Here is a 24,090-nt window from a genome sequence, read left to right as displayed (position 1 = left end):
CGCCTTCGGCGCCAGCACGCTCAACCTGCTCCTGCGCGCCAACGCCATCGAGCAACTCGTCGTGGCCGGCCTGCAGATGGATCTGGCCGTGGCCAGTCTGCTGCGCGATGCCCGCGCGCGCGGCCTGCAGGCGCACGCGGCTGTGGATGCTGCGGCGATGCGGGCCATCGCTCGGCAATGGCCCGCGGGATCGGATGCCCCGCGCAGCTGGCAGCCCCAGGTCAAGCATTCGCGCTGGCTGCGCACGCTGGAACAGCGCGTGGCGCCTGCCCACACGGCCCTGCTGCTGATCGACGTCCAGAACGACTTCGTCAGCGCCGACGGCGCCACCGGCCGGCGCGAGGCCATGCCGCTGGTGCAGGCCGCCGTGGCGCAGATGCCGGCCCTGCTGGAAGCCGCTCGCACCGCCGGCTGCACCGTCGTGCATGTGCATGCCGAGTACGGCCAGCATGTGCGCCACGTCGGCTCGCCCTACCGCTTTCCGAGTGCGCTGACGCGCGAGGGCGCCGTCTGGAGCCTGTCGGCCGCCGAGGTGGACGACGCGCACCAGTTCGCGCCCGGCGAGGTGGAGGTCTGCCTGCCGGGCAGTTGGGGCCGTGCGCCCCTCGAAGCCATCGCACCGCGGGCCGGCGAACTGCAGATCACCAAGCACCGCTTCAGCGCCTTCGTCGATACGCCGCTCGAAGTGATGCTGCGCGCCCGAGGCATCCGCACGTTGATCGTTGCCGGCGTGACCACCAACTGCTGCGTCGAATCGACGGTGCGTGATGCCTCGATGCTCGACTTCCATGTGGTGGTCGCCGAGGACGCCGTGGGCGTGAAGAATTCGGTGGTGGCGCTGCACGAGGCCTCGCTCGAGCAGATGCGCACCTACTTCGCGCGGGTCGAGCCCGTGGTCCGCATCGCGCAGGCGCTGCAGAGCCACGCTGCGCCGGCGGAGGCCGCGCCATGTTGATGAGCAGTCGCCCACCCGCTGCGGAAGGCGCCGGCCTCGCGGACAGCGGCCAAGGGGCCAGCCCATGAGCGCGCATGCCGCCATCCTGGCGCCGGACTCGCTGACCGTGGTCGCACCCGCGCGGCGCGCGCCGCCGGTGGGCCTGCTGGTGCTGCCGGGCCTGGCCCTGCTGGTGCTCGGCCTCTTCCTGCCCCTGGGCCAGGTGCTATGGATGAGCCTGAACCCCGCGGAGCCCGGCGTCATCGCGCCGGTGGGCGAGCTGACGCTCGCCAACTACGCCCGGCTGATGCGCAGCGACTTCTACCTGGGCATCGTCGGCCGCACGCTGTGGCTGTCGGCGCTGACCACGCTGTTCACCGCGGTGTTCGGCATGGTGCTGGGCCTGTCGGTGTGGCGCGCGCGTCCTTCGGTGCGCGGGATGCTGCTGGTGATGATCCTGGCGCCGCTGCTGGTGAGCATCGTCGCGCGCACCTACGGCTGGGTCGTGCTGCTGGGCGACAAGGGCGCGCTCAACACCACGCTCATGGCGCTCGGCCTCACGGACGAACCGCTGCGCATCATGTACACCCAGCCCGCCGTGCTCATCGGGCTGGTGCATGTGTTCCTGCCCTTCATGGTGCTGTCGCTGCTGGGTGCGCTGGACCGCATCGACCCCTCGCTCACGGAGGCCGCGGCCACGCTGGGCGCCTCGCGCTGGCATGTCTTCCGGCATGTGATCCTTCCCCTGTCGGCGCCGGGCCTGGCCAGCGGCACGATCATCGTGTTCAGCCTGTCGATGTCCTCGTACGTCACGCCCGCGCTCATGGGCGGCAGCCGCTCGGGGCTGATGACCACCTTCATCTACCAGCAGTTCTCGGTCACGATGAACTGGCATTTCGGCGCCACCATGGTGGCCGTGCTGCTGGCCGCCACGCTGGCCCTGCTGCTGGCCGTGGTGGGCTGGAGCCGCTGGTACACACGCCAATGGAGCCTTGCCCGATGAACCGCCTTCTTTCCCTGGGCATGCGCGTGCTGACCGTGCTGCTCTACGTCTTCCTGCTGGCGCCGCTGGCGATGGTGGTGGTGGTGTCGTTCAACGGCGGGCCGGTGCCCAGCTTTCCACCCACCGATCTCTCGCTGCGCTGGTACGGCGAGGCCCTGGCCTCGGACAACTTCATGGGTGGCCTGGTGACCAGCCTATGGCTGGCCGCGGCGGCCACGTTGGTCGCCCTGCCCCTCGGCGTGGCGGCGGCCTTCGCCATCGCACGCGGGCGCTGGCCGGGGCGCACGCTGGTCGAGTCGCTGTTCCTGTCGCCGCTGATCGTGCCGGGCATCGTGATCGGCATCGCGGTGCTGGTGGCGATGGCGGGCCTGGGCATAGGCAACGCGCCGCTGCGCCTGCTGCTGGGCCATGCGCTGATCGTGCTGCCCTACACGCTGCGCACCGTGCTGGCCGCGCTGACGCGGATGGACCCCACGCTGGAGGAAGCCGGCATGGTGTTCGGCGCCTCGCGCTCGCAGGTGCTGCGCCACATCCTGCTGCCGCAGCTGCGCGGCGCCATCGCGGCCGGCGCCATCCTGAGCTTCATCCTCTCCTTCGACGACGTCTCGGTCTCGCTCTTCCTCGGCAGCGCCCAGCACACCACGCTGCCCATCGCCATCATGTCCTACATGCAATACAACTTCGACCCGTCCATCGCGGCGATCTCCGCCATGCTGATCCTGGCCACGCTGGCCATCGCCCTGGCGGTCGAGCGCGTGTTCGGCCTCAAGAAGATCCTGGGGAGCTGAGCATGGCTTATGTCCGCGCCGAACGCCTGCGCAAGAGCCACGGCAGCCAGCTGGTGCTCGACGACATCTCGCTGGACATCCCCAGCGGGCAGTTCCTCACGCTGCTCGGCCCGAGCGGCTGCGGCAAGAGCTCGACGCTGCGCATCGTGGCGGGGCTCTCTCCACCCGACGCCGGCCGCATCCTGATCGACGACCGCGACGTGACGCGGCTGGAGGTGCAGAAGCGCAACATCGGCATGGTGTTCCAGAGCCACGCGCTGTTCCCGCACATGTCGGTGAACGAGAACGTGGCTTTCGGTCTGCGCATGCGCAAGGTCTCCGGCGCCGAACAGCAGCGCCGCGTGCGGCGTGCCCTGGCCCAGGTGCGGCTGGAGGATTTCGCCGAGCGCTTTCCGCAGCAGCTGTCGGGCGGTCAGCAGCAGCGCGTGGCCATCGCCCGCGCGCTGGTGGTGGAGCCCAGCATCCTGATCCTCGACGAGCCCTTCGGCGCGCTCGACCGCAAGCTGCGAGAGGCCATGCAGACCGAGCTCTATGGCATCACGCGCGAGCTGGGCATCACGGCTCTCTTCGTCACCCATGACCAGGAAGAGGCGCTGATGCTCAGCGACAGCGTGGCCGTGATGAACCGCGGCCGCATCGAGCAGGTCGGCCCGCCGGCCGAGCTGTACGAACGGCCGCGCAACCGCTTCGTCGCGGAGTTCATGGGCCTGGACAATTTCGTGCGCGCGCGGCTGGAGCAAGCTGGCCCGCAGGGCAGCGTGCTCAGTGCCTTCGGCCAGCGCTTCGAGGCGCCGGCCAGCGCGCTGCCCGCGGGCAGCGAGGTGGAGATCGCCGTGCGGCCCGAGCGCATCCGGCTGGCCGCACAGGCGCAGGACGACTCCGCCCGCGTGCGCGGCCGGCTGACCCAGGCGATCTACCACGGTCATGCCTCGGACTACACCGTGCAGCTGCCCGATGGCCAGCAACTGCTGGTGCGGCAGGAGAGTGCCGGCCAAGCCCCGCTTTCCGTCGGCACCGAGGTGTGGGCGCATTGGCAGCCGCTGGCGGTGAACATCCTCGAAGCGGCGTGAGCGGCGGCGCAGCCATTCCGGAGCGCTCTCGCGTCGCAGGCGAAGCCGGAGGTTCAACCGTGCTCGCGCGCCCCGCCAAGGCACACGAGCGCCTGGCCCAGGCCGGCCTGGCCATCACTGCGGCCTGCACCGTCCTGCGGATCGTGCTGGGCGGCGCTGCCTGGCAGGTGGCCGCCGCGCTGGGTCTGGCGGTGTTCATTGCGGCGGCCTGGCCGCGGGTAAGCCGGCAGGCGCGGCTGTTCGCCGGCCTGGCCGTGCCCGGCGCACTGCTGGTGTGGCTGCTGGCATCCGCACCGGCCCCCGTCCTGGAAGGCGCGGTGACGCAGAGCACCCAGTTCGCCGCGCTGCTGGCCGCGCTGGCGACGCTGCGCCTGCCCATGCGCCGCTCGCCGCTGATGGGCCGCGCGGCCGCTTCGCTGCTGTCCGCGAGCCCTGCCGCGCGGCACGGCACCGTGCTGTTCGGCAGCCACTGGCTGAGCCTGATGTTCAGCTTCGGCGTGGTGCCCATGATGGGTGAGCTGCTGGAGCGCGCAGGCCTGCATGTGCGCTCCAGCACGGTCGCCCGCGGCATGCTGGCCGCCGTGATCCGCGGACTGGCCATGACGACCACCTGGTCGCCCATGGCGATCAGCTTCGCCATCGTGAGTGCGGCTTTCCCCATGCTGGGTGTGCTGCCCTTCGTCGGCGCCGGGATGCTGGTGGCTGCACTCCTGCTGGGCGTGGAGACCTGGAGCGAGCGCCGCACCGCCGCCGACCCCGCCGGCCCGGACGCCGCGCCAGTGCCCGCCTCGCCTTCGGACCGGCGCGCCCTCTGGCTCATCCTGGGCATGAGCGTGCTGCTCTTCCTGGCCACGCTGTCGCTGCACAGCGCGACAGGCTGGAGCTTCATGGCCTGTGCCACGCTGACCATTCCGGCGCTCAGTCTCGCGTGGGCGCTGGCGCAATCCCGCGCCCCACGCACGGCCGGACAGAAAGGCCGTGCCGGCGCGCGTGCAGCGCTGTCGCACTTCTTCGAGGTCCTCACCGAAACCCGCAGCGAGATCTTCATCTTCTCGTCCGCCATCTTCATCGGCCAGGGGGTGCTGGCCGTCGCGCATGCCGCGGGCCTGGGCGCCGGAGGCGCAAGCCTGCCCGGCTGGCTGCTGCCGCTGCTCTGCCTGGTGTCGATTCCGCTGGTGGCCTCGCTCTCTGTGGCGCCCACCATCGCGGTGCTGATCTGGGCGCAGGTGTTCGCGGGGACCGCATCGGCGCTGGCGGCGCCGTTGACGCATGCGCTGGCGCTCACGCTGGGCTGGTCGTTGGCCATCACGGTGTCGCCGGTCAGCGCCACGCTGCTGCTGGCGGGCGCCATGACCGGCGTGCCGCCGCGCGAGATCGCGCTGGGCTGGAACCGCAGCTTCGTGCTGCGCAGCGGCTTGGTCGCCGGCGCCGTGCTCGCCGGCCTCTACGCGCTGGGCTGCTGAGGGCCGAGCGCGCGGGCCTGGCCTGCGATGTCTTCCTGCGCACTGCGCAGCGCGGCTTCCACACGCTGCCGCAGCGGTGCATCGAGCCGATGCGCCGGGACCGCCACCGATACCGCCGCCAGCGGCACGCCCATGGCATTGACGATGGGCAGCGCCAGCGAGGCGACCTCCGGAATGCGGCCCGGCGCGCGGAACGCGATGGCGCCATCGGCCACCTCGCGCAGGTGTGTGAGTAGCGCGTCGGCCTCGGCCCCCGCGGGCACGCCGCAGCGCGTCAGCGTGGGCGCCCATTGCGCCATGCCGCGCATCGCCAGCATGGCCAGGCCGCCGGCCGTGTCGGTGATCGAGGCGCGCTCGCCCAGGGCGAACGTGTAGGTCAGGCGCCGCCGGCAGACCTCGCGCCACATCACCAGCACCTCGTCGCCTTCCGCCTGCACCAGGAAGCAGCTTTCATCGACATCCAGCACCAGTCGGCTGAGCACCGGCTGGCTGATCTGCACGATGTCGGCTTCGGAGAGATAACGCCCGGCAATCCCGAGGATGCGGGAACCCAGCGAATAGGCCCGGCTGAAGGCGTCGCGGCGCAGGTAGCCGGAGCGCACCAGCGTGTCGAGGATGAGCGTGGTCGTGCTCTTGGGAATGCCCAGCCGTGCGGCGATGTCGGAATGCTTGAGCAGCCGTGCCTCGGCCACCAGCTCGATGATGTCGAGGGCGCGCCGCGCGGCGCGCACCTGCTTGGAATCTTCGGAAGAGGATTCGGACGGGGGAGAGGAAGCAGTCACGATGGGCAAGCGGATGGGCCATCGCGAGTGCACCCCGGCCAACGGCGCAGGGACTTTAGCACCCGGCGTGCCAGCAGCCGCCCCTCACTCGGCAGCCTGTCGCAGCGTCGCCGCCACAGGCCGACGGAGCACTTCACGCAGGCTCCACCAGCCGGCGCCCAGCGCCAGCAGCGCGCCCACGATGGCGCCGAACAGCGGCACCAGCGGCGAGGCCGTCCAGCGGAAGTCGAACACCCAGCGCGCCAGCGCCCAGGCGATGGCCGAGGCCACGATGCTGGCCAGCAGGCCGGCGAGCAGGCCGGTGCCGGCCAGTTCCGCGCGCTGCACCTGGCGCAGCAGCGCGGCCCGGGCGCCCAGCGCACGCATGACGGCGAACTCGCGCGCGCGCTCCTCGCGCGTGGCGCTCACGGCCGCGAACAGCACCACCAGCCCAGCCGCGAGCGTGAAGCCGAACAGGAACTCCACCGCCCGGATCACCTGGTCCAGCACGCGCTGCACCTGGGCGATGGTGCTGCTCATGTCGACGTTGGTCACGTTGGGAAACTGGCGGACCAGGGCGTTGTCGAAGCCCCGTTGCTCTGGGGCCCGGAAGGCCGCCAAGTAGGTCACGGGCACCTCCGCGGGCATCGCCGCCAGCGGGTACATCACGAAGAAGTTCGCATGCAGCGAGCCCCAGTCCACCTTGCGCGTCGAGGTGATGCGGCCCTCGCTGGTCACGCCGCCGATGTCGAAGCGCAGCCGGTCGCCGAGCTTGAGGCCCAGCGTCTCCATCAGGCCCTCTTCCACGCTCACGGCATCGGCCTCACCCGAGGTCCACGCACCCTGCACGATGCTGTTGTGGCCAGGTCGGTCGGCGGCATTGCTGAGGTTGAACTCGCGGTCGACCAGGCGCTTGGCGCGGTCCTCGCTGTAGTCGTCGGGCGTGACCGGCTTGTCGTTGATGGCCACCAGCCGGCCCCGGAACATCGGGTACCAGTCGTACTGCGCCACCCCGCCCTGGCGCAGCGCGTCCTGGAAGGCCTGCGCCTGATCGGGCATGACGTTGATGACGAAGCGATTGGGCGCATCGGGCGGCGTGGCCTTGCGCCAGCTGTCCACCAGGTCGGTGCGCAGCAGCACCAGCAGCATCAGCGCCAGCAGGCCCACGGCCAGGCTGCTGACCTGCAGCACCGCATAAACCGGCCGCGCCGATACCTGACGCGTGGCCAGCACGAGCCAGCGGGGCGAACTGCCCTCGCGCACCACGCGACGCAGCATCAGCACGGCCAACCAGGCCAGCACCGCGAACACCGCCACCGCACCGGCGAAGCCACCGACCGCGATCAGGCCCAGCTTGAGGTCGCTGCTGGCGGCCAGCAGCAGGGCCGCGAAGCCGGCCACACCCAGGCCGAGCACCGCCGCCGACGCCGGCCGCAGCGCACCCAGCTCGCGGCGGATGACCCGCAGCGGCGGCACCTGGGCCAGCTGCAGCACCGGCGGCAGCCCGAAGGCGAAGAGCAGCGTGAGACCCATGCCCACGCCGAACAGCGCGGGCCACGCCGTGGCGGCAGGCAGGTCGCCGTCGACCAGCCCCGCCAGCAGGCGCACGAACACATGGTGCACCGCATAGCCGATGGCCACGCCCGCCAGGCTGGCGCCCAGGCCGATGACGCCGAACTCGACCGCGTAGGCCCCGGCGATGGTGCGCTGGCGCTGGCCCAGCACCCGCAGCATGGCGGCGCCGTCCAGGTGCCGGGCCGCAAAGCCGCGCGCCGCCAGCGCCACGGCCACGGCCGACAGCAGCGCGGCCAGCAGCGCCACGAGGTTCAGGAATTTCTCGGCCCGGTCCAGCGTCTGGCGCATCTCGGGTCGGCCACTGTCCAGTGACTCCAGCCGGGCACCGCGCAGCTCGCCGGCATCCAGGCGCTGCTGCACCTGGTCCGAAAAGCGCTTGACCGCCGGCGCCTCGCCTGCCACCGCCAGCCGGTAGCGGACGCGGCTGGCCGGCTGAACGAGGGCGGTGCGGGCCACGTCGGCCTGGTTCATCATGACCCGCGGCGCGAAGTTGAGGAAGCCGGCACCGCGGTCGGGCTCGATCACCAGTACGCGGCGGATCACGAGCGAGGCGTCGCCCAGCAGCAGGGTGTCGCCCACCTTCAGGTCCAGGGCTTCGAGCAAGCTGGCATCGACCCACACATCGCCCGGGCTGGGCACGTCGCGGGTGGCGACATCCGCGGCGCCGGGTGCATCGGCAATGCGCAGGCTGCCGCGCAGCGGATAGCCGGCCGCCACGGCCTTGAGCGCCACCAGCCGGCTCGCGCCGCCACGCTCGTCCGTCGCCCGGGCCATGGTGGGAAAGTCGTAGGTCATGGCCGACTGCAGGCCCTGCCCGTGCGCCGCGTCCACCTGCGCCTGGGGCGGCGGGTTGTCCGTGACCAGCACCGCGTCGCCGCCCAGCAGCTGGCGGGCATCGCGCGCCAGCCCGCCCTTGAGCCGGTCGGCGAAGAAGCCCACCGCCGTCAGCGCGGCCACGGCCAGCAGCACGGCCACGATCAGCAGGCGCAGCTCGCCCGCACGCAGGTCGCGGCGCAGCGTGCGCCAGCCGAGGAAGAAAGCGTCTTTCATAGGAGTGGCGCACGATAGCCCAGGGTTTCCGGCCGCGCGGGAATGCGGGGCAATCCCGAAGGGATTTCCCGCATGCGCATCCGGGCGGCCGGCGGCCATGATGGTCCGGCGGACGCGGCGTCCTCCGACGCTGCCATGCGGCGGGCGCTGCAACCATGGCGGCCCAACCGATACGACGTCCAAGGAAGCCCATGAACGCCCTCGCCCGATCCGCCCTTGCCATCGCCACCCTGGCCGCCGCCGGCGGCCTTCTGGCCGGCTGCGACCCCAAGCCCAAGGCCGAGACGCCCACCTCCACATCAACCTCCGGCGCCAGTGGGACACCCCAGGGCATCAACCCCGCGCCCTCCCACGCGGGCGTAGACTCCGGCGCCCACAAGGGCCCGGCCGAAGGCAGCTCGGCCATCGGCGGGGTGGCGGCTGGCCAGGCGGCCGGCGGCCACACCGTCGACGGCCCCACACCGGCACCGTCCAGCGGCGACGGTGCGGCGCCCAAGAACTGACGAGCACCCCGGCGGCGGCCCCAGGAATCCCCACGAAAGACGCATCAAGCGCGACCCACGATGAATCCCACGAAACACGTGTCATTGCAGGAGGTTCGGTCATGGACATGAACCGCCGCCATTTCTTCCGCGTCAGCGGTGCCGGCCTAGTCGGCTCCAGCCTGGTGGCGCTGGGCTTCTCGCCCACCGCCGCACTGGCCGAGACGCGCCAGTTCAAGCTGGCCCGCACCACCGAGACGCGCCAGACCTGCACCTACTGCTCCGTGGGCTGTGGCCTTCTGATGTACAGCCTGGGCGACAAGGCCAAGAACGTGAAGGCATCCATCCTTCACATCGAGGGCGACCCGGACCATCCCGTCAACCGCGGCACGCTGTGCCCCAAGGGTGCCGGTCTGCTCGACTTCGTGCACAGCCCCAACCGGCTGAAGTACCCCGAGGTGCGTGAGCCCGGCAGCACCGAATGGAAGCGCGTGAGCTGGGACGAAGCCTTCAGCCGCATCGCCAAGCTGCTCAAGGCCGACCGCGACGCCAACTTCCAGGCCACCAATGCCGCAGGGCAGGTGGTCAACCGCTGGATCTCGACCGGGATGCTCTGCGCCTCGGCTTCCTCCAACGAAACCGGCTATCTCACGCACAAGGCATTCCGCTCGCTCGGAATGCTCGTCTTCGACAACCAGGCCCGCGTTTGACACGGACCGACGGTGGCCAGTCTGGCCCCGACGTTCGGCCGCGGTGCGATGACCAACCATTGGCAGGACATCCAGAACGCTGACCTGGTCCTGATCATGGGCGGCAATGCCGCAGAAGCGCATCCGTGCGGCTTCAAGTGGGTCATCGAGGCCAAGAAGCATAACAAGGCACGCCTCGTCGTGGTGGACCCGCGCTTCACGCGCTCGGCCGCCGTGGCGGACTATTACGCGCCCATCCGCGCCGGCTCCGACATCGCCTTCCTGGGCGGCGTCATCCACTACCTACTGAGCCAGGACAAGATCCAGACCGAGTACGTCCGCAACTACACCAACGCCCCCTTCATCGTGGGCCCGGACTACAAGTTCGAGGACGGTCTGTTCAGCGGCTACAACGCCGAGAAGCGCAGTTACGACAACAAGAGCTGGGGCTACGCGCTCGACGAGCAGGGCAATGCCAAGGTCGACATGACCATGCAGGACCCGAACTGCGTGCTGCAGGTCATGAAGCGCCACTATTCGCGCTACACGCCCGAGATGGTCAGCCGCATCACGGGTACGCCCCAGGACAAGTTCCTGAAGGTCTGCGAGTACATCGCCAGCACCAGCGTGCCAGGTCGCACCATGACCATCATGTATGCGCTGGGCTGGACGCAGCACAGCCAGGGCTCGCAGATCATCCGCACCGGCGCCATCGTCCAGCTGCTGCTGGGCAACATCGGCGCACCCGGCGGCGGCATGAACGCACTGCGCGGCCACAGCAACATCCAGGGCCTGACGGACCTGGGCCTGCTGTCGAACTCGCTGCCCGGCTACCTCTCGCTGGCGCGCGACACCGAACAGACGCTGGACGACTACTACAGGCCCCGCGCCCTCAAGCCGCTGCGGCCCAACCAGATGAGCTACTGGCAGAACTACCCCAAGTTCTTCGTCAGCATGCAGAAGGCCTGGTTCGGCAAGGCGGCCACGGCCGAGAACGACTGGGCCTTCCACTACCTGCCCAAGATCGACAAGCTCTACGACGTGCTCCAGGCCTTCGAGCTGATGGACCAGGGCAAGCTCAACGGCTACATCTGCCAGGGCTTCAACCCGGTCGGCTCGTTCCCGGACAAGCACAAGATCGTGCGCAGCCTGTCCAAGCTCAAGTTCCTGGTCACCATCGATCCGCTGATGACCGAGACCAGCGAGTTCTGGCGCAACTTCGGCGAGCACAACGACGTCGATCCCAAGCAGATCCAGACCACGGTGTTCCGCCTGCCCTCCACCTGCTTCGCGGAGGAGAACGGCTCGGTCACCAACTCCAGCCGCTGGCTGCAGTGGCACTGGAAGGGCGCCGAGCCCCCGGGCGAGGCGCTGGCAGACACGGAGATCGTGGGTCAGCTGTTCACACGCTTGCGCGCGGCTTATGCCAAGGAAGGCGGCGCCTTCCCGGATCCGATCCTCAACCTGGCCTGGACCTACAAGATTCCGCATTCGCCCGCTCCCGAGGAGCTGGCGATGGAATACAACGGCAAGGCCCTGTCGGACCTGACGGACCCCAAGGACCCGACCAAGGTGCTGGCCAAGGCCGGCGAGCAGCTGGCCGGTTTCGGCCTGCTGCGCGACGACGGCTCCACGGCCAGCGGCTGCTGGATCTATGCCGGCGCCTGGACGCAGGCCGGCAACCAGATGGCGCGCCGCGGCAATGCCGACCCCTACGGCATCGGCATGGTGCAGGACTGGGCCTGGGCCTGGCCGGCCAACCGGCGCATCCTCTACAACGCCGCCTCCACCGACCCCAAGACCGGCAAGCCCTGGATCGCCAGGCGCCCGCTTGTCTTCTGGGACGGCGCCAAGTGGACGGGCCCGGACGTGCCGGACATCCGCCCCGACGCCAACCCGGCCGACCCGGACGCGGTGCGCCCCTTCATCATGACCGCCGAAGGCGTGGCGCGCCTGTACGCGCCCACCGGCATGGCCGAAGGGCCGCTGCCCGAGCACTACGAGCCCTTCGAATCGCCACTGGAGAACAACCCGCTGCACCCCAACAACAAGGTGGCGCGGGCCAACCCGGCGGCACGCATCTTCAAGGGCGACCTTGAGCGCCTGGGCGTGCCCAAGGACTTCCCGTACGTGGCGACCAGCTACCGCTTGACGGAGCACTTCCACTACTGGACGAAGAACGTGCAGACCTCGGCCATCATCCAGCCGCAGCAGTTCGTGGAGATCAGCGATGTGCTGGCGAAGGAAAAGGGCATCGCCAATGGCGACTGGGTCAAGGTGTCGAGCAAGCGCGGCTTCATCAAGGCCGTCGCGGTGGTCTCCAAGCGCATCTCGGTGCTGCAGGTGGACGGCAAGACGGTGCACACCGTCGGCCTGCCGAACCACTGGGGATTCGTGGGCGTGGCCAAGCCGGGTTATCTGGTGAACACGCTGACGCCGTTCGTGGGGGATGCGAACACGCAGACGCCCGAATACAAGTCCTTCACCGTCAACATCGAAAAAGCCTAGGGAAGGAGCGCACCCATGTCATCACTCCAATCCCTGGACATCGCCAAGCGCTCGGCCACCACGGTGCAGCCGCCCGTGGTGCGCCACCAGCCGCAGGTGCAGCCGGTGGCCAAGCTGATCGACGTGTCCGCCTGCATCGGCTGCAAGGCCTGCCAGGTGGCCTGCATGCAGTGGAACGACCTGCGCGACGAGGTCGGCACCAACCACGGCACCTACGACAACCCGATGGACCTCACGCCGTCTTCCTGGACGGTGATGCGCTTCTCGGAAGTCGAGCCCGAAGAGGGCAAGCTCGAGTGGCTGATCCGCAAGGACGGCTGCATGCACTGCGAGGACCCGGGCTGCCTCAAGGCCTGCCCGGCACCCGGCGCCATCGTCAAGTACACCAACGGCATCGTCGATTTCATCAGCGAGCATTGCGTGGGATGCGGCAACTGCGTCACGGGCTGCCCCTTCAATGTGCCGCGCATCAACAAGGCGGACAACCGGGCCTACAAGTGCTCGCTGTGCTCCGACCGCGTGGGCGTGGGCCTGGAGCCGGCCTGCGCCAAGGTCTGCCCCACCGGCGCCATCCAGTTCGGCACCAAGGAGGACATGCACGAGTACGCCGCCGAGCGCCTCGTCGACCTCAAGGAGCGCGGCTATGCCAATGCCGGCGTCTACGACCCGCAGGGCGTGGGCGGCACGCACGTCATGTATGTGCTGCAGCATGCCGACCGGCCCGAGCTCTACCACGGCCTGCCCAAGGACCCGACGATCAGCCCGCTGGTCTCGCTCTGGAAGGGCATCGCCAAGCCGCTGGGCCTGCTGGCCATGGCCGGCGCGGTGATCGGCGGCTTCTTCCACTACATGAAGGTGGGGCCGGTTGAGGCCAAGGAAGACAAGGATGCCGATGGCGTGCCCGATGACCACGAGGTCGTCGTCATCGAGAAAACCGTCGCAGACCGCCGTGAAGGAGCCCAGCCATGAGCCGTGTCTACCTGCGCCGCTACAAGGACGGCACGCGGATGAACCACTGGTTCATCGTCGTCATGTTCTTCTGCGCCGCCCTCTCGGGCCTGGCCTTCTTCCACCCGGCGCTGTTTCCGCTGACCAACCTCTTCGGCGGCGGGCAGTGGACGCGCATCCTGCACCCGTTCATGGGCCTCCTGATGGTGTTGGGCTTCGTCTTCATGTTCTTCGGCCTCTGGCGCGAGAACCTGATCGACCGCAACGACGTCGAGTGGATGAAGCGCTCCGGTCAGATGCTGGCCGGCCACAAGGAGCACATGCCGCCGGTGGGCAAGTACAACGCCGGCCAGAAGCTGGTGTTCTGGGTGATGGCGCTGTCGCTGCTGGTGCTGCTGGCGACGGGGTTCCTGTTCTGGAGCCCGTGGTTCGTGCACTACTTCCCGATCACGCTGCGGCGCATCGCGGTGGTGCTGCATGCGGCCTCGGCCGTGTTCCTGGTGCTGGCGGTGATCATGCATGTGTACGCCGCCATCTGGGTCAAGGGCACCATGCGGGCGATGACGCGCGGCACCGTCACCGAAGGCTGGGCACGGCTCAACCATCCGGTGTGGCACCGCGAGATAACCGGGCGCGATTGAGCCGGCCAGCCGCGTTCCTGCGCGCCGCTGTGGCGCGCGCCTCCCACCGCCCCACGGTGCCGCATGCGGACCGTGGGGTTCGTGCTTGTGGCGCCGGCCGGGATATCCCTGACCTGTGCCCTGTCACCCCTTTGCCCTAGCATCTGCCCCCGATGACCGAACCCAGCAACCCCGCCGCCTTCTTCGCCAGCACGCGGGTGCTCGAACCCGAGCAGATCGCGATGCAGGCCGGCCAGCGGGTGCCCTTCCTGCGGTTGCCGCAGCGCGCCACCGTGTTCTCCGACCGCGGCCTGCGCCTTCGCCAGTTGGCGGCCGGCCATCCGATGCGCGACTACATGCTCTTCGTGGCCGACATCGCGCAGGCCCAGCACGAGGCGCTGCAGCACCATCCCGACGTGAAGCTGCCCGACCTGGCGGCCATCGAGTCGGCCTCGCAGGCACTCAGGCCCCCGCTGCCGGCCGACCTGTGGCCGCGCGATCCGGCCTGGCGCGCCGTGCTGCGGCAGGTGCTGGCGCCGCTGCGCGAGCGCCTGCCTGAAGGCCCCGCGCGCGAGACCGTGCAGCGCGTGCTCGATGCCGACAGCGACTGGCTGGAGCGCCAGGCCGGCCTGATCACGCAGGGCATCATGTTCGGCCTGGACCTGGGCACCGCGCCGCTGGTGGCGGCCGGCCTGCAGGTCTACTTCACGCACATGGCCATCGCCACGGCCGATGCGCACGGCACCTTGCGTGCCTTCGGCGTGACCGAGCCGCTGACCCGCTGCCCCTGCTGCGGCAGCGCGCCCACCGCCGGCGTGATCCGCATCGGCGCCGACGATGCCGGCGTGCGCTATCTGCATTGCGCGCTGTGCAGCACCCAGTGGCATTACGTGCGCATCAAGTGCGCGAACTGCGAGAGCACCAAAGGCATCCACTACCAGTCGCTGGAACCCGAGGGCGAGGCCGCGCCCGAGCGGCCGGTCGGCCTCAGGCCCGGCGCGGTGCGCGCCGAATGCTGCGACGAATGCGGCCACTACCTCAAGCTCGTGGCCATGGACCGCGACCCCGAGGTGGAGCCCACGGCCGACGACCTGGCCAGCCTGCCGCTGGACCTGCTGGTCTCGGAAGCCGGCCATGCGCGCATCGGCCACAATCTGATGCTGCTCTTCGGCGATCCCGAGCCCGAGGCGGCGGGTACCACACCCCACGACGGCGGGGGCGGCTGATGGCCATGCCCGACGAGTCCGTGGTCCACGGCTCCAAGGCAAGTCCCCAGGATCTGCCCGCCGTTGACCGGCTGCTGCGTGCGCCGGACACGCAATCCCTGATCGCCGCCCACGGCCACACGCTGGTGGCCGGCGAGGCGCGCGCCCTGCTCGATGCCCTGCGCCCGCGTGCCATCGCCGGCCAGTTGCCCATCACCGACGTGCAGCCTGCAGCACTGCAGGCCGCACTGCTCCAACGCGTGCAGGCCCGGCTGGCGCCGCGCATGCAGCGGGTGCTCAACCTCACCGGCACCGTCATCCACACCAACCTCGGTCGCGCGCTGCTGGCCGACGAGGCCCTGGCCCATCTGCTGCGACTGATGGCCGGCCCCAACAATCTCGAGTACGACCTGGCCACCGGCGGCCGCGGCGACCGCGACACGGTGGTGGAAGAGCTGCTGACCACGCTCACCGGCGCCGAGGCCGCCACGGTGGTCAACAACAACGCCGCCGCCGTGCTGCTGACGCTGGGCGCACTGGCCCGCGACCGCGAGGTCATCGTCTCGCGCGGCGAGCTGGTGGAGATCGGCGGCGCCTTCCGCATGCCTGACGTCATGGCCTCGGCCGGCGCGCACATGGTGGAGGTGGGTACCACCAACCGCACCCATCCGCGCGACTACGAGCAGGCCATCACCGAACGCACCGCGCTGCTCCTGAAGGTGCACACCAGCAACTACGCGGTGCAGGGCTTCACTGCGTCGGTCGACGAATCGGTGCTGGCCGGCATCGCCCATGCGCGCGGCCTGCCCGTGGCCACCGACCTGGGCAGCGGCTCGCTAGTGGACCTGGCCGCCTACGGCCTGCCGCGCGAGCCGCTGCCGCAGGAGAAGCTGGCCGCCGGCTGCGACGTGGTCACCTTCTCCGGCGACAAGCTGCTGGGCGGCCCGCAGGCCGGCCTGATCGTCGGCAGCAAGGAGGCCGTCGGCCGCATCCGCAAGTTCCCGATGAAGCGCGCCCTGCGCATGAGCAAGCTGCCGCTGGCCGCGCTGGAAGGCACGCTGATGCTCTACCTGCGGCCCGAGCGGCTGGCGCAGGATTTGCCCACGCTGCGGCTGCTCACACGCCCGCTCGAGGCCATCCAGGCCACCGCCCGCGCCGTGCACGGCCCGCTGGCCGAGGCCGTGGCACCGCGCTTCACGGTCGAGCCCGTTGCGCTGCAGGGCCAGATCGGCAGCGGCTCGCTGCCGGTGGAGCGTCTGCCCTCGGCCGGGCTGGCACTGGCGCCGGCCGGCGTGGCCAAGAAAGGCACCGGCCGCGCGCTCGACCAGCTCGCCCAGGCCCTGCGTCAGCTGCCGCTGCCGGTGATCGGTCGCATCGCCGACGACCGCCTGCTGCTGGACCTGCGCTGCCTGGAAGACGCCGCCGACCTGCTCGGCCAGCTGCCGCACCTGCGCGAGCGCCTCGCATGATCATCGGCACCGCGGGCCACATCGACCACGGCAAGACCACGCTGGTGCGTGCCTTGACCGGCGTCGACACCGACCGTCTGCCCGAGGAAAAGCGCCGCGGCATCTCCATCGAGCTCGGCTATGCCTACCTGCAGGCCGGCGACGTCTCCCTGGGCTTCGTCGACGTGCCCGGCCACGAGCGCCTGCTGCACACCATGCTGGCCGGCGCCACCGGCATCGACCATGCGCTGCTGGTGGTGGCCGCCGACGACGGCGTGATGCCGCAGACCCGCGAGCACCTGGCCGTGGTCGCGCTGCTCGGCCTGGACCGCGGCAGCGTGGCGCTGACCAAGATCGACCGCATCGACCCCGCCGGGCGCGAGGCCCGCATCGCCCAGCTGCGCACCGAGATCGGTGCGCTGCTGGCGGGCACGCCGCTGGCCGATGCGCCGCTGTTCCCCGTATCGGCCCAGACCGGCGAAGGCGTCCAAGCGCTTCGCCAGCACCTGCTTCAGGCCGCAGGCGATGCGCGTGCGCACGACGCCACGCTCGCCTTCCGCCTGGCCGCCGACCGCGCCTTCACGCTGGCGGGCGTCGGCACCGTGGCCACGGGCAGCGTGCATGCCGGCACCGCGCGCATCGGCGACGAACTGCGGCTGGTGCCCGGCGAACGCAGCGCCCGGCTGCGCGGCATCCATGCGCAGAACCTTCCGGCCGAAGAGGCCCGCGCCGGCCAGCGCTGCGCCCTGGCCCTGGCCGGCCTGGCGAAGGAGGACGTGCGCCGCGGCGACTGGCTGTGCGACCCGGCCATCGCTCTCGCCACGACGCGCCTCGACGTGCAGCTCACGCTGTGGCCCGGCGAAGCGCAAGCGTTGCGATCGGGCGTGCCGGTGCATGTGCACCTGGGCGCCAGCGACGTGATGGCCTCCATTGCCCTGCTCGACCGCGAAAGCTTGCTGCCCGGCGACACCGCCCTGGCCCAGCTCGTACTGCGCGAGCCCGTCGCCGCCTGGCACGGCGACCGCGGCGTGCTGCGCGATGCCAGCGCCACGCGCACCGTGGCCGGCGTGCATGTGCTCGACCCCTTCGCCCCTGTGCGCTACCGCCGCACGCCCCAGCGCCTGGCCGAACTGGCGGCCTGGGCCCTGCCCGACCGTGCCGCCCTGCTCGACGGCCTGCTCCAGGCCGCGCCCCTGGGTCTGGACGCCGCGCGCTTGGCCCGCGCCCTTGCCCTGCCCGGCCCCGACGCACTGGCGCCCTTGCCCGCCGATGCGCTGCGCATCGACGGCATGCTGATCGCCCGCCACCACCTCGAAGCCTTGCAGGCGCAGGTCGTCGAACGCCTGCGCGCCTTCCACGAGGCCCAGCCGGCGGAGATCGGCCCAGATGCGCGCCGCCTGCGCCGACTGGCGGGCCCGCGCACCGACGATGGGCTGTGGCGCGCGCTGGTCGAATCGCTGGTGGCCGATGGCCGACTGATGCGCAGCGCCCACTGGCTGCACCTGCCCGACCATGCGGCCCGCCTCAACGCCGCCGAAGAAAAGCTCGCGCAGCAACTGCTGCCGAAGCTGGCGGATGGCGGCTTCGACCCGCCCTGGGTGCGCGATCTGGCCAAGGACCTTTCCGCGAGCGAGGCCATGGTGCGCCAGACCCTCGCCAGCCTCGCCCGGCGTGGCGCGGCCTTCCAGGTGGTCAAAGACCTGTACTATCCGCTGCCCACCGTCGAGCGACTGGCCGCCTTGGCCCGCGACTGCATCGACAGCCCGGACGGCCTGCAGGCCGCCAGCTTCCGCGACGCCACCGGCCTCGGCCGCAAGCGTGCGATCCAGATCCTGGAGTTCTTCGACCGCGTGGGCTACACGCGGCGCGTCAAGGACACGCATCTGCTGCGGCCGGACACGGCGATGTTCGGGGGACGGGGCGCATGAGGGGTGAGACGTTGCCGGTTGCAAAGGCGGCGGGACCGGCGACAACGATTGCCGGGTCGGCCGCGAAGGCACCAGAGCCACGGCAGGATCGCGCAGAACAGCATTCCGTGGGCACCGCGCAGCGGTCGCCCATCCGGAGGGGAAACGTCCCTGGTGGGGCGGCCGGGCTTCAAACCCGGTGGGTGGCGCCACGCGTCGCTGGGAGGGTTCGACTCCCTCTCCCCTCCGCCCTTTCGGGGGCATCCGCCTGCTGCGCGGGCCGATCTTGCACCTGCGATGCTCGCCGTACTCGTGTACGGCTGCGCTTCTCGGCGCAACCTCGACCCGCTCGCGACGGCGGCTGTTCCCCGAAAGGCGTAGCGGAAACAGGTTTGCGGCAAGTTCAAGCGTCGAGGACGGCGCGCTCTTGCTCCCTCTCCCTCTGGGAGAGGGTTGGGGTGAGGGCCTGGGCGGTAAGAACCATGCGGTGCATCCAGCGCCGCTGGCCCCTCACCCAGCCTCTCCCCAGAGGGGAGAGGAGCAACACCAACGCGCCGCCCCCAGGCAGCGCCCAGCGGGCAATCCCGAAGGGGAGCCCGTCCCACGCACACCCCGGAGCCTGGTGCGGGGTGCCCGCGGGTAGCGCCCTCAGGATGCGCCGAGGCGCGCAGCCGGATGAGCGAGGCCCGCGGTCTCAGCGGGCCATTCCTTCTGGCTCGCGGCATTTGTCTGAGCGGAGCTGCCTCCGGCAGCGCAGCGAGTTATGCCGCGCGCTCATCCGGCGAGCACCGCAGGTTCCGCGAGCGTTCAGCGAGCGGCGCAGCCTGTGGGCGACGCCCGCGGGTGCCCCGCACCAGGCGGACCTTGTCGAACGCGCCATCGCAACAGCTCAAGACACGGACGCAGTTCTCGCCCAGCACCCAGGCAAGACAGCAAACGCTTCAAAACGAAAAGCTCACGCTGGGACACCAGCGAGCGCGCTCCCCGCGGTCCGTAAAGGACCAAGCACCGTCTCAGCCTTCGACCACCAACCCCGCGGGACCCGCCTCGCAACGACCGATCACAGCCGCCGACTCGAAGCCCTCCTCGCGGAAAACGCCCAGCACCGCATCGACCGCCTCCGGCGCGCAGCTCACCAGCAGCCCGCCCGCCGTCTGCGGATCGGTCACCAGCGCCTGTGTCACATCAGGCTGCCCGGCAGCCAAGGACACCGAGGCCCCATAACCCGCCCAGTTGCGCCCCGACGCCCCGGTCACGAAGCCATCGGCCGCCATCGCCGCCACGCCCTCCAGCAGCGGCACGCGCGGCCACTCGATCACCACCCGCAGCCCCGCACCGCGCGCCAGCTCCAGCCCATGCCCGGCCAGGCCGAAGCCCGTCACGTCGGTGATCGCATGCACGCCGTCCAATGCCGCCAGCTTCGGCCCCGGCGTGTTGAGCTTCGTCGTGTTGGCGATCAGCTGTCGGTAGCCCGACTCGGGCAGCTTCTCCTTCTTGAGCGCCGCCGACAGCACGCCCACGCCCAGCGGCTTGCCCAGCACCAGCACATCGCCGGGCCGCGCATCGGCATTACGCCGCACGCGGTCGGGGTGCACCAGCCCCAGCGCCACCAGCCCATAGATCGGCTCCACCGAATCGATGGTGTGGCCACCCGCGATCGGGATGCCCGCCGCGCGGCACACGTCCTGCCCGCCGCGCACGATGTCGCCGATCACCGCGACCGGCAGCTGGTTGACCGGCATGGCCACCAGCGCCAGCGCCAGGATCGGCCGGCCGCCCATCGCGTACACGTCGCTGATCGCATTGGTCGCGGCGATGCGGCCGAACTCGTAGGGGTCGTCCACGATCGGCATGAAAAAATCGGTGGTCGCCACCAGCGCCTGCTCGTCATTCAGGCGATACACGGCCGCATCGTCGGCCGTCTCGATGCCCACCATCAGCTCCGGCGGAATCAGGCCGGCACCGCTGCTGCGCAGGATCTCGCTGAGCACGCCCGGTGCGATCTTGCAGCCGCAGCCGCCGCCGTGCGAGAAGCTGGTCAGGCGCATCGGCGCCAGCGGGTTCATCGGTCGCTGCTGCTGCATCGCAGTGTTCTCCTGAGGGCGGTGTAGGGACAAGCGCCGGATTATCGAAGCGCCCCCATTCCTGCCCTTGCCATCCTGTCTTTTCAACGAAGCCAACACCATGACCTTCTCTCGCCGCGCCACCCTGGCCGCCCTGCTCGCCACCGCCGCCTTCGCCACGCTCCCGGCCCATGCCCAGACCGGGACGCTCCGCGTGTCCGCCATTCCCGACGAAGCGCCCACCGAGCTGCAGCGCAAGTTCGCCCCGCTGGGCGAGTACCTCAAGCAGCAGACCGGCATGAACGTGCAGTTCACGCCCGTCACCGACTACGCGGCCGTGGTCGAGGGCCTGGCCACCAACAAGATCGACCTGGCGTGGCTGGGCGGCTTCACCTACGTGCAGGCCAAGATCCGCACCAACGGCGGTGCCAAGCCCATCGTCCAGCGCGCCGAGGACGAGGCCTTCACCAGCAAGTTCATCGTGCCGGCCGACAGCAGCGCCAAGACCCTCGCCGACCTCAAGGGCAAGACCTTCGCCTTTGGCGCACCCTCTTCGACTTCGGGCAGCCTGATGCCGCGCTTCTTCCTGCTCAAGGACGGCATCAACCCCGAGAAGGACTTCAAGACCGTCGCCTATTCCGGCGCGCACGACGCCACCGTGGCCTTCGTGGCCGCAGGCCGGGCCGAAGCCGGCGTGCTCAACGCCTCGGTGTGGGACAAGCTGGTCGAGGCCAAGAACCCCAACGCCGTCAAGGTGCGCGTGCTGGCCACCACGCCGCCCTACTTCGACTACAACTGGACCGTGCGCCCCGGCCTGGATCCGGCGCTGACCAAGAAGCTGACCGACGCCTTCCTGCAGCTCGACCCGGCCAAGCCCGAGCACAAGGAAATCATGCAGCTGCAGCGCGCCAGCAAGTTCGTACCCACGCAATCGTCCAACTACGACGGCATCGAGGCCGCCGGCAAGTCGGCCGGGCTGATCAAGTAAGTCCCCCTGAAAGGCGCAGCGTGAGCTTTGCACTGGAAGGCGTGGGCCTGGTCCATCCCAACGGACAGCGGGCGCTCGAAGGCGTGACGCTGGCCGCGCGGCCGGGCGAGCGCATCGCCTTCATCGGCCCCTCGGGCGCGGGCAAGACCACGCTGCTGCGCATCCTGGGTGCGGCGCTGCGGCCGAGCGAAGGTCAGGTCCGGCTCCTGGATGAGGCGCCCTGGCAGGTCGACGCGCGCCGCCTGCGCAGTCTGCGAGCGCGCATCGGCACCGTGCACCAGCAGCCGCCCATCGCGCCGCGGCTGCGGGCCGTGACGGCCGTGCTGTCAGGCCGGCTGGGGCAGTGGTCCACGCTGCGGGCGCTGGGCTCGCTGCTGCGGCCCGGCGACCTGCCGGGCGCGCATGCCGCGCTGGCACAGGTGGGCATCGAGGACCGGCTCTTCGAGCGCTGCGACCGGCTGTCTGGCGGGCAGTTCCAGCGCGTGGCGGTGGCGCGCGTGCTCTACCAGCGGCCCAACCTCCTGCTGGCCGACGAGCCCGTCTCCGCCCTCGATCCCACGCTGGCCGACACCACGCTGCGCGCGCTGGCCGCCCAGAGCGAGGCCACCGGCGCGACGCTGTGCGCCTCGCTGCATGCGGTGGACCTGGCGCTGCGCTGGTTCCCGCGCGTGGTCGGCCTGCAGGCCGGGCGCGTGCTGTTCGACCTGCCGGCGGCCGAGGTCACGCCGGAGCGCCTGGCCGCGCTGTATGCCGCGGAAGGCGGACTGCCTGCCGCCGACGAGACTGCATCGGTGATGCCGCCGGCCACAGCATTCGTTCCCTCGGGCTGCCGATGAGGACAAGAGCCGCATGGCGCTCACTTTGCAATGACGCCGACCTCCGTTTTTCTGCCGCCGGCCTGCCGATGACGTCAGGGCCTGCCCTGTCTGTGTCAGGCTGCCGATGACGAGCCGCACGATCACTGCCGCCACGCCGGCCTCGGCGCCCCTCGTTGCCGCACCACCGCTGCGCGACCCGGCTGCACGCCGCCGCCTGGTCGGCGCACTGGCGGCCCTCGCCATCGCCTGGCCGGTGCTGCAGCTCTCCGAATTCCAGCCCTGGCAGTTGCTGACCAGCGGCAACCTGGCCGTGATCGGCGGCTTCCTCGCCGCCTTCTGGCCGCCCTCGCTGGCCCCCGACTTCCTGGCCCTGCTCGGCCGCGCCACGCTGGAGACGCTGGCCATGGCCACGGCCGGCACCACGCTGGCCTTCGTGATCGCGGTGCCGCTGGCCTTCGCTGCCACGCGGGCGCTGTCGGTGTCGCGCCTCGGCCCCGGTCCGGGCCGGCTGCGCGGCGGCATCGTGCGCCGCACGGCACGACTGCTATTGATGGGCCTGCGCGCCATTCCCGAGATCGTGTGGGCGCTGCTCTTCGTGCGTGCGATGGGCCTGGGCCCGGCGGCCGGCGTGCTGGCCCTGGCCGTCACCTATGGCGGCATGCTGGGCAAGGTGTATGCCGAGATCCTGGAGTCGGTGGACAACCGGCCGGCCCAGGCGCTGCTCGAATCGGGCAGCAGCCGCATCGCCGCCCTGGCCTACGGACTGTTGCCCAATGCGGCGCAGGAGCTGGCCTCGTACACCGTCTACCGCTGGGAATGCGCGGTGCGCGCCTCGGTGGTCATGGGTTTCGTCGGCGCCGGCGGCCTGGGCCAGCTGATGGACCAGTCGATGAAGATGCTCAACGGCGGCGAGGCCTGCAGCATCCTGCTCGTCTTTCTGGTGCTGGTGCTGCTGGCGGATGCGCTGTCGAATGGGCTGCGGAGGTTGCTGGCATGAAGGCGGCCCGTCACACCACCCGCAACCGCCCTGCGGAGGAAGCCCGATGAGCACCGGCCTCACCCCAGCCCTGCCCCCGCGCCCCGCGCCCTGCTGGCGCTGCCGCGGCGTGGTCGCTGCCGTGCTGGCCGCCATCGTCGCCAGCTTCGCCTGGTTGGGGCTGGACCTGTCGGCGCTGGTCTCGGCCGAGTCGATGGGCCACATGGGCCGCTTCGTGGCCGAGTTCTTCCCGCCCGACCTGTCGTCCGACTTCCTGGCGCGCACCGCCCACGGCGCGCTGCAGACGCTGGCCGTGTCGGCCCTGGGCACGGTGCTGGCCGTGATCGCCGGGGCGGTGCTGGCGCTGCCCGCATCCGGTCGCGCAGGCTGGCCGGCGCAGCAGGCCGCGCGCTTCGTGCTCAACCTGCTGCGCAGCGTGCCCGAACTGGTCTGGGCCGCGCTGATGGTGCTGGCCGCCGGCATCGGCCCCTTTGCAGGCGCGCTGGCGCTGGCGCTGCACACCACCGGCGTATTGGGCCGGCTCTTTGCCGAGGCCCTGGAAAACGCGCCCTCCGCCCCCGAGCGCGCCCTGCGCGAGGCCGGTGCCGGCCGCATCGCCGCCTTCGGCTATGCCAGCCTGCCGCTGGTGGCGCCGCAGTGGCTGGCCTACAGCCTTTACCGCTGGGAGATGAACATCCGCATGGCCGCCGTGCTCGGTTTCGTGGGCGGCGGCGGGCTGGGGCAGATGCTGTACTTCCACCTGTCGATCTTCCAGCAGGCGCAGTCGATGACGG

The 24,090-nt window shown here is 70.6% G+C and carries 19 protein-coding genes and 1 tRNA gene; 17 read left to right on the top strand and 3 right to left on the bottom strand.

Annotation, left to right across the window (positions count from 1 at the left end; all coding sequences use genetic code 11):
• The 5 genes from QZ772_RS03570 to QZ772_RS03550 all read left to right on the top strand — a co-directional run.
• The coding region (locus QZ772_RS03570; protein WP_295523091.1) for an isochorismatase family protein at positions 1–955 on the top strand (955 nt) is incomplete at its 5' end.
• Positions 956–1,019: 64 nt separating this feature from the next.
• On the top strand, positions 1,020–1,937 hold the full coding sequence (locus tag QZ772_RS03565) for an ABC transporter permease (RefSeq protein WP_295523089.1): 918 nt from the start codon (positions 1,020–1,022) through the stop codon (positions 1,935–1,937).
• Positions 1,934–2,725 (top strand): ABC transporter permease, encoded by a 792-nt coding sequence (locus QZ772_RS03560; RefSeq protein ID WP_295523087.1) that lies wholly within the window; start codon positions 1,934–1,936, stop codon positions 2,723–2,725. The genes QZ772_RS03565 and QZ772_RS03560 overlap by 4 nt, the downstream gene beginning before the upstream one ends.
• A gap of 2 nt (positions 2,726–2,727) precedes the next feature.
• Complete coding sequence (locus QZ772_RS03555) at positions 2,728–3,795, top strand: ABC transporter ATP-binding protein (protein ID WP_295523085.1); 1,068 nt, start codon at positions 2,728–2,730, stop codon at positions 3,793–3,795.
• A gap of 59 nt (positions 3,796–3,854) precedes the next feature.
• Positions 3,855–5,258, top strand: a complete 1,404-nt coding sequence (locus QZ772_RS03550) for a hypothetical protein (protein ID WP_295523083.1) — start codon at positions 3,855–3,857, stop codon at positions 5,256–5,258.
• Here QZ772_RS03550 and QZ772_RS03545 read toward each other — a convergent pair.
• Positions 5,240–6,040, bottom strand: a complete 801-nt coding sequence (locus QZ772_RS03545; RefSeq protein WP_295523081.1) for an IclR family transcriptional regulator — start codon at positions 6,038–6,040, stop codon at positions 5,240–5,242. The two genes, QZ772_RS03550 and QZ772_RS03545, sit on opposite strands and share 19 nt — an antisense overlap.
• 84 nt (positions 6,041–6,124) lie before the next feature.
• Entirely contained in the window at positions 6,125–8,644 is a 2,520-nt protein-coding gene (locus QZ772_RS03540; RefSeq protein ID WP_295523078.1) for an FtsX-like permease family protein, read from the bottom strand.
• Between the two features lie 191 nt (positions 8,645–8,835).
• On the opposite strand from QZ772_RS03540, the gene QZ772_RS03535 reads away from it, so the two are divergent.
• The 8 genes from QZ772_RS03535 to QZ772_RS03500 all read left to right on the top strand — a co-directional run bounded on the left by QZ772_RS03535 (position 8,836) and on the right by QZ772_RS03500 (position 18,700).
• A complete protein-coding gene (locus QZ772_RS03535; protein ID WP_295523076.1) occupies positions 8,836–9,147 on the top strand; it encodes a hypothetical protein in 312 nt (103 codons plus the stop codon).
• A 101-nt stretch (positions 9,148–9,248) separates the two neighbouring features.
• Positions 9,249–12,323 (top strand): formate dehydrogenase-N subunit alpha, encoded by a 3,075-nt coding sequence (gene fdnG / locus QZ772_RS03530; RefSeq protein ID WP_295523074.1) that lies wholly within the window; start codon positions 9,249–9,251, stop codon positions 12,321–12,323.
• A gap of 15 nt (positions 12,324–12,338) precedes the next feature.
• The gene (gene fdxH, locus QZ772_RS03525) at positions 12,339–13,292 is read left to right on the top strand and encodes a formate dehydrogenase subunit beta (protein ID WP_295523072.1); all 954 of its coding nucleotides are present in this window, start codon (positions 12,339–12,341) and stop codon (positions 13,290–13,292) included.
• Entirely contained in the window at positions 13,289–13,912 is a 624-nt protein-coding gene (locus tag QZ772_RS03520) for a formate dehydrogenase subunit gamma (RefSeq protein WP_295523070.1), read from the top strand. The genes fdxH and QZ772_RS03520 overlap by 4 nt, the downstream gene beginning before the upstream one ends.
• 152 nt (positions 13,913–14,064) lie before the next feature.
• Complete coding sequence (gene fdhE, locus QZ772_RS03515; protein WP_295523068.1) at positions 14,065–15,117, top strand: formate dehydrogenase accessory protein FdhE; 1,053 nt, start codon at positions 14,065–14,067, stop codon at positions 15,115–15,117.
• On the top strand, positions 15,117–16,565 hold the full coding sequence (selA, locus tag QZ772_RS03510; RefSeq protein ID WP_295523066.1) for an L-seryl-tRNA(Sec) selenium transferase: 1,449 nt from the start codon (positions 15,117–15,119) through the stop codon (positions 16,563–16,565). The genes fdhE and selA overlap by 1 nt, the downstream gene beginning before the upstream one ends.
• Positions 16,562–18,472 (top strand): selenocysteine-specific translation elongation factor, encoded by a 1,911-nt coding sequence (selB, locus tag QZ772_RS03505; RefSeq protein WP_295523064.1) that lies wholly within the window; start codon positions 16,562–16,564, stop codon positions 18,470–18,472. The genes selA and selB overlap by 4 nt, the downstream gene beginning before the upstream one ends.
• A gap of 135 nt (positions 18,473–18,607) precedes the next feature.
• Positions 18,608–18,700, top strand: a tRNA-Sec gene (locus QZ772_RS03500).
• Between the two features lie 764 nt (positions 18,701–19,464).
• Here the strand turns inward: QZ772_RS03500 and selD are convergent.
• A complete protein-coding gene (gene selD, locus QZ772_RS03495; protein WP_295523093.1) occupies positions 19,465–20,517 on the bottom strand; it encodes a selenide, water dikinase SelD in 1,053 nt (350 codons plus the stop codon).
• A 118-nt stretch (positions 20,518–20,635) separates the two neighbouring features.
• On the opposite strand from selD, the gene QZ772_RS03490 reads away from it, so the two are divergent.
• The 4 genes from QZ772_RS03490 to QZ772_RS03475 all read left to right on the top strand — a co-directional run.
• Positions 20,636–21,502 carry a putative selenate ABC transporter substrate-binding protein gene (locus QZ772_RS03490; RefSeq protein ID WP_295523062.1) on the top strand — a complete coding sequence of 289 codons (867 nt, stop codon included), beginning with the start codon at positions 20,636–20,638 and terminating at the stop codon, positions 21,500–21,502.
• Between the two features lie 20 nt (positions 21,503–21,522).
• Positions 21,523–22,338, top strand: a complete 816-nt coding sequence (locus QZ772_RS03485) for an ATP-binding cassette domain-containing protein (RefSeq protein ID WP_295523060.1) — start codon at positions 21,523–21,525, stop codon at positions 22,336–22,338.
• A 106-nt stretch (positions 22,339–22,444) separates the two neighbouring features.
• A complete protein-coding gene (locus QZ772_RS03480; protein WP_295523058.1) occupies positions 22,445–23,317 on the top strand; it encodes an ABC transporter permease in 873 nt (290 codons plus the stop codon).
• A gap of 46 nt (positions 23,318–23,363) precedes the next feature.
• On the top strand, positions 23,364–24,090 hold a 727-nt coding region (locus tag QZ772_RS03475), incomplete at its 3' end, for an ABC transporter permease (protein WP_295523056.1).

Origin of the sequence: uncultured Pseudacidovorax sp. (assembly GCF_913773995.1) — a bacterium.
Taxonomy (GTDB): Bacteria; Pseudomonadota; Gammaproteobacteria; order Burkholderiales; family Burkholderiaceae_C; genus Xenophilus.
The sequence above is the reverse complement of the archived record's forward strand: the minus strand, read 5'-3'. Positions and strand labels throughout refer to the sequence as shown.

Excerpts from the sequence above, each read along its gene's own strand:
- QZ772_RS03535 (WP_295523076.1), top strand. The coding sequence starts at position 8,836 with ATGAACGCCCTCGCCCGATCCGCCCTTGCCATCGCCACCCTGGCCGCC.
- selD (WP_295523093.1), bottom strand. The coding sequence starts at position 20,517 with ATGAACCCGCTGGCGCCGATGCGCCTGACCAGCTTCTCGCACGGCGGC.
- selB (WP_295523064.1), top strand. The coding sequence starts at position 16,562 with ATGATCATCGGCACCGCGGGCCACATCGACCACGGCAAGACCACGCTG.
- QZ772_RS03560 (WP_295523087.1), top strand. The coding sequence starts at position 1,934 with ATGAACCGCCTTCTTTCCCTGGGCATGCGCGTGCTGACCGTGCTGCTC.
- QZ772_RS03565 (WP_295523089.1), top strand. The coding sequence starts at position 1,020 with ATGAGCGCGCATGCCGCCATCCTGGCGCCGGACTCGCTGACCGTGGTC.
- selA (WP_295523066.1), top strand. The coding sequence starts at position 15,117 with ATGGCCATGCCCGACGAGTCCGTGGTCCACGGCTCCAAGGCAAGTCCC.
- QZ772_RS03555 (WP_295523085.1), top strand. The coding sequence starts at position 2,728 with ATGGCTTATGTCCGCGCCGAACGCCTGCGCAAGAGCCACGGCAGCCAG.
- QZ772_RS03490 (WP_295523062.1), top strand. The coding sequence starts at position 20,636 with ATGACCTTCTCTCGCCGCGCCACCCTGGCCGCCCTGCTCGCCACCGCC.
- QZ772_RS03480 (WP_295523058.1), top strand. The coding sequence starts at position 22,445 with ATGACGAGCCGCACGATCACTGCCGCCACGCCGGCCTCGGCGCCCCTC.
- QZ772_RS03520 (WP_295523070.1), top strand. The coding sequence starts at position 13,289 with ATGAGCCGTGTCTACCTGCGCCGCTACAAGGACGGCACGCGGATGAAC.
- fdhE (WP_295523068.1), top strand. The coding sequence starts at position 14,065 with ATGACCGAACCCAGCAACCCCGCCGCCTTCTTCGCCAGCACGCGGGTG.
- fdxH (WP_295523072.1), top strand. The coding sequence starts at position 12,339 with ATGTCATCACTCCAATCCCTGGACATCGCCAAGCGCTCGGCCACCACG.
- QZ772_RS03540 (WP_295523078.1), bottom strand. The coding sequence starts at position 8,644 with ATGAAAGACGCTTTCTTCCTCGGCTGGCGCACGCTGCGCCGCGACCTG.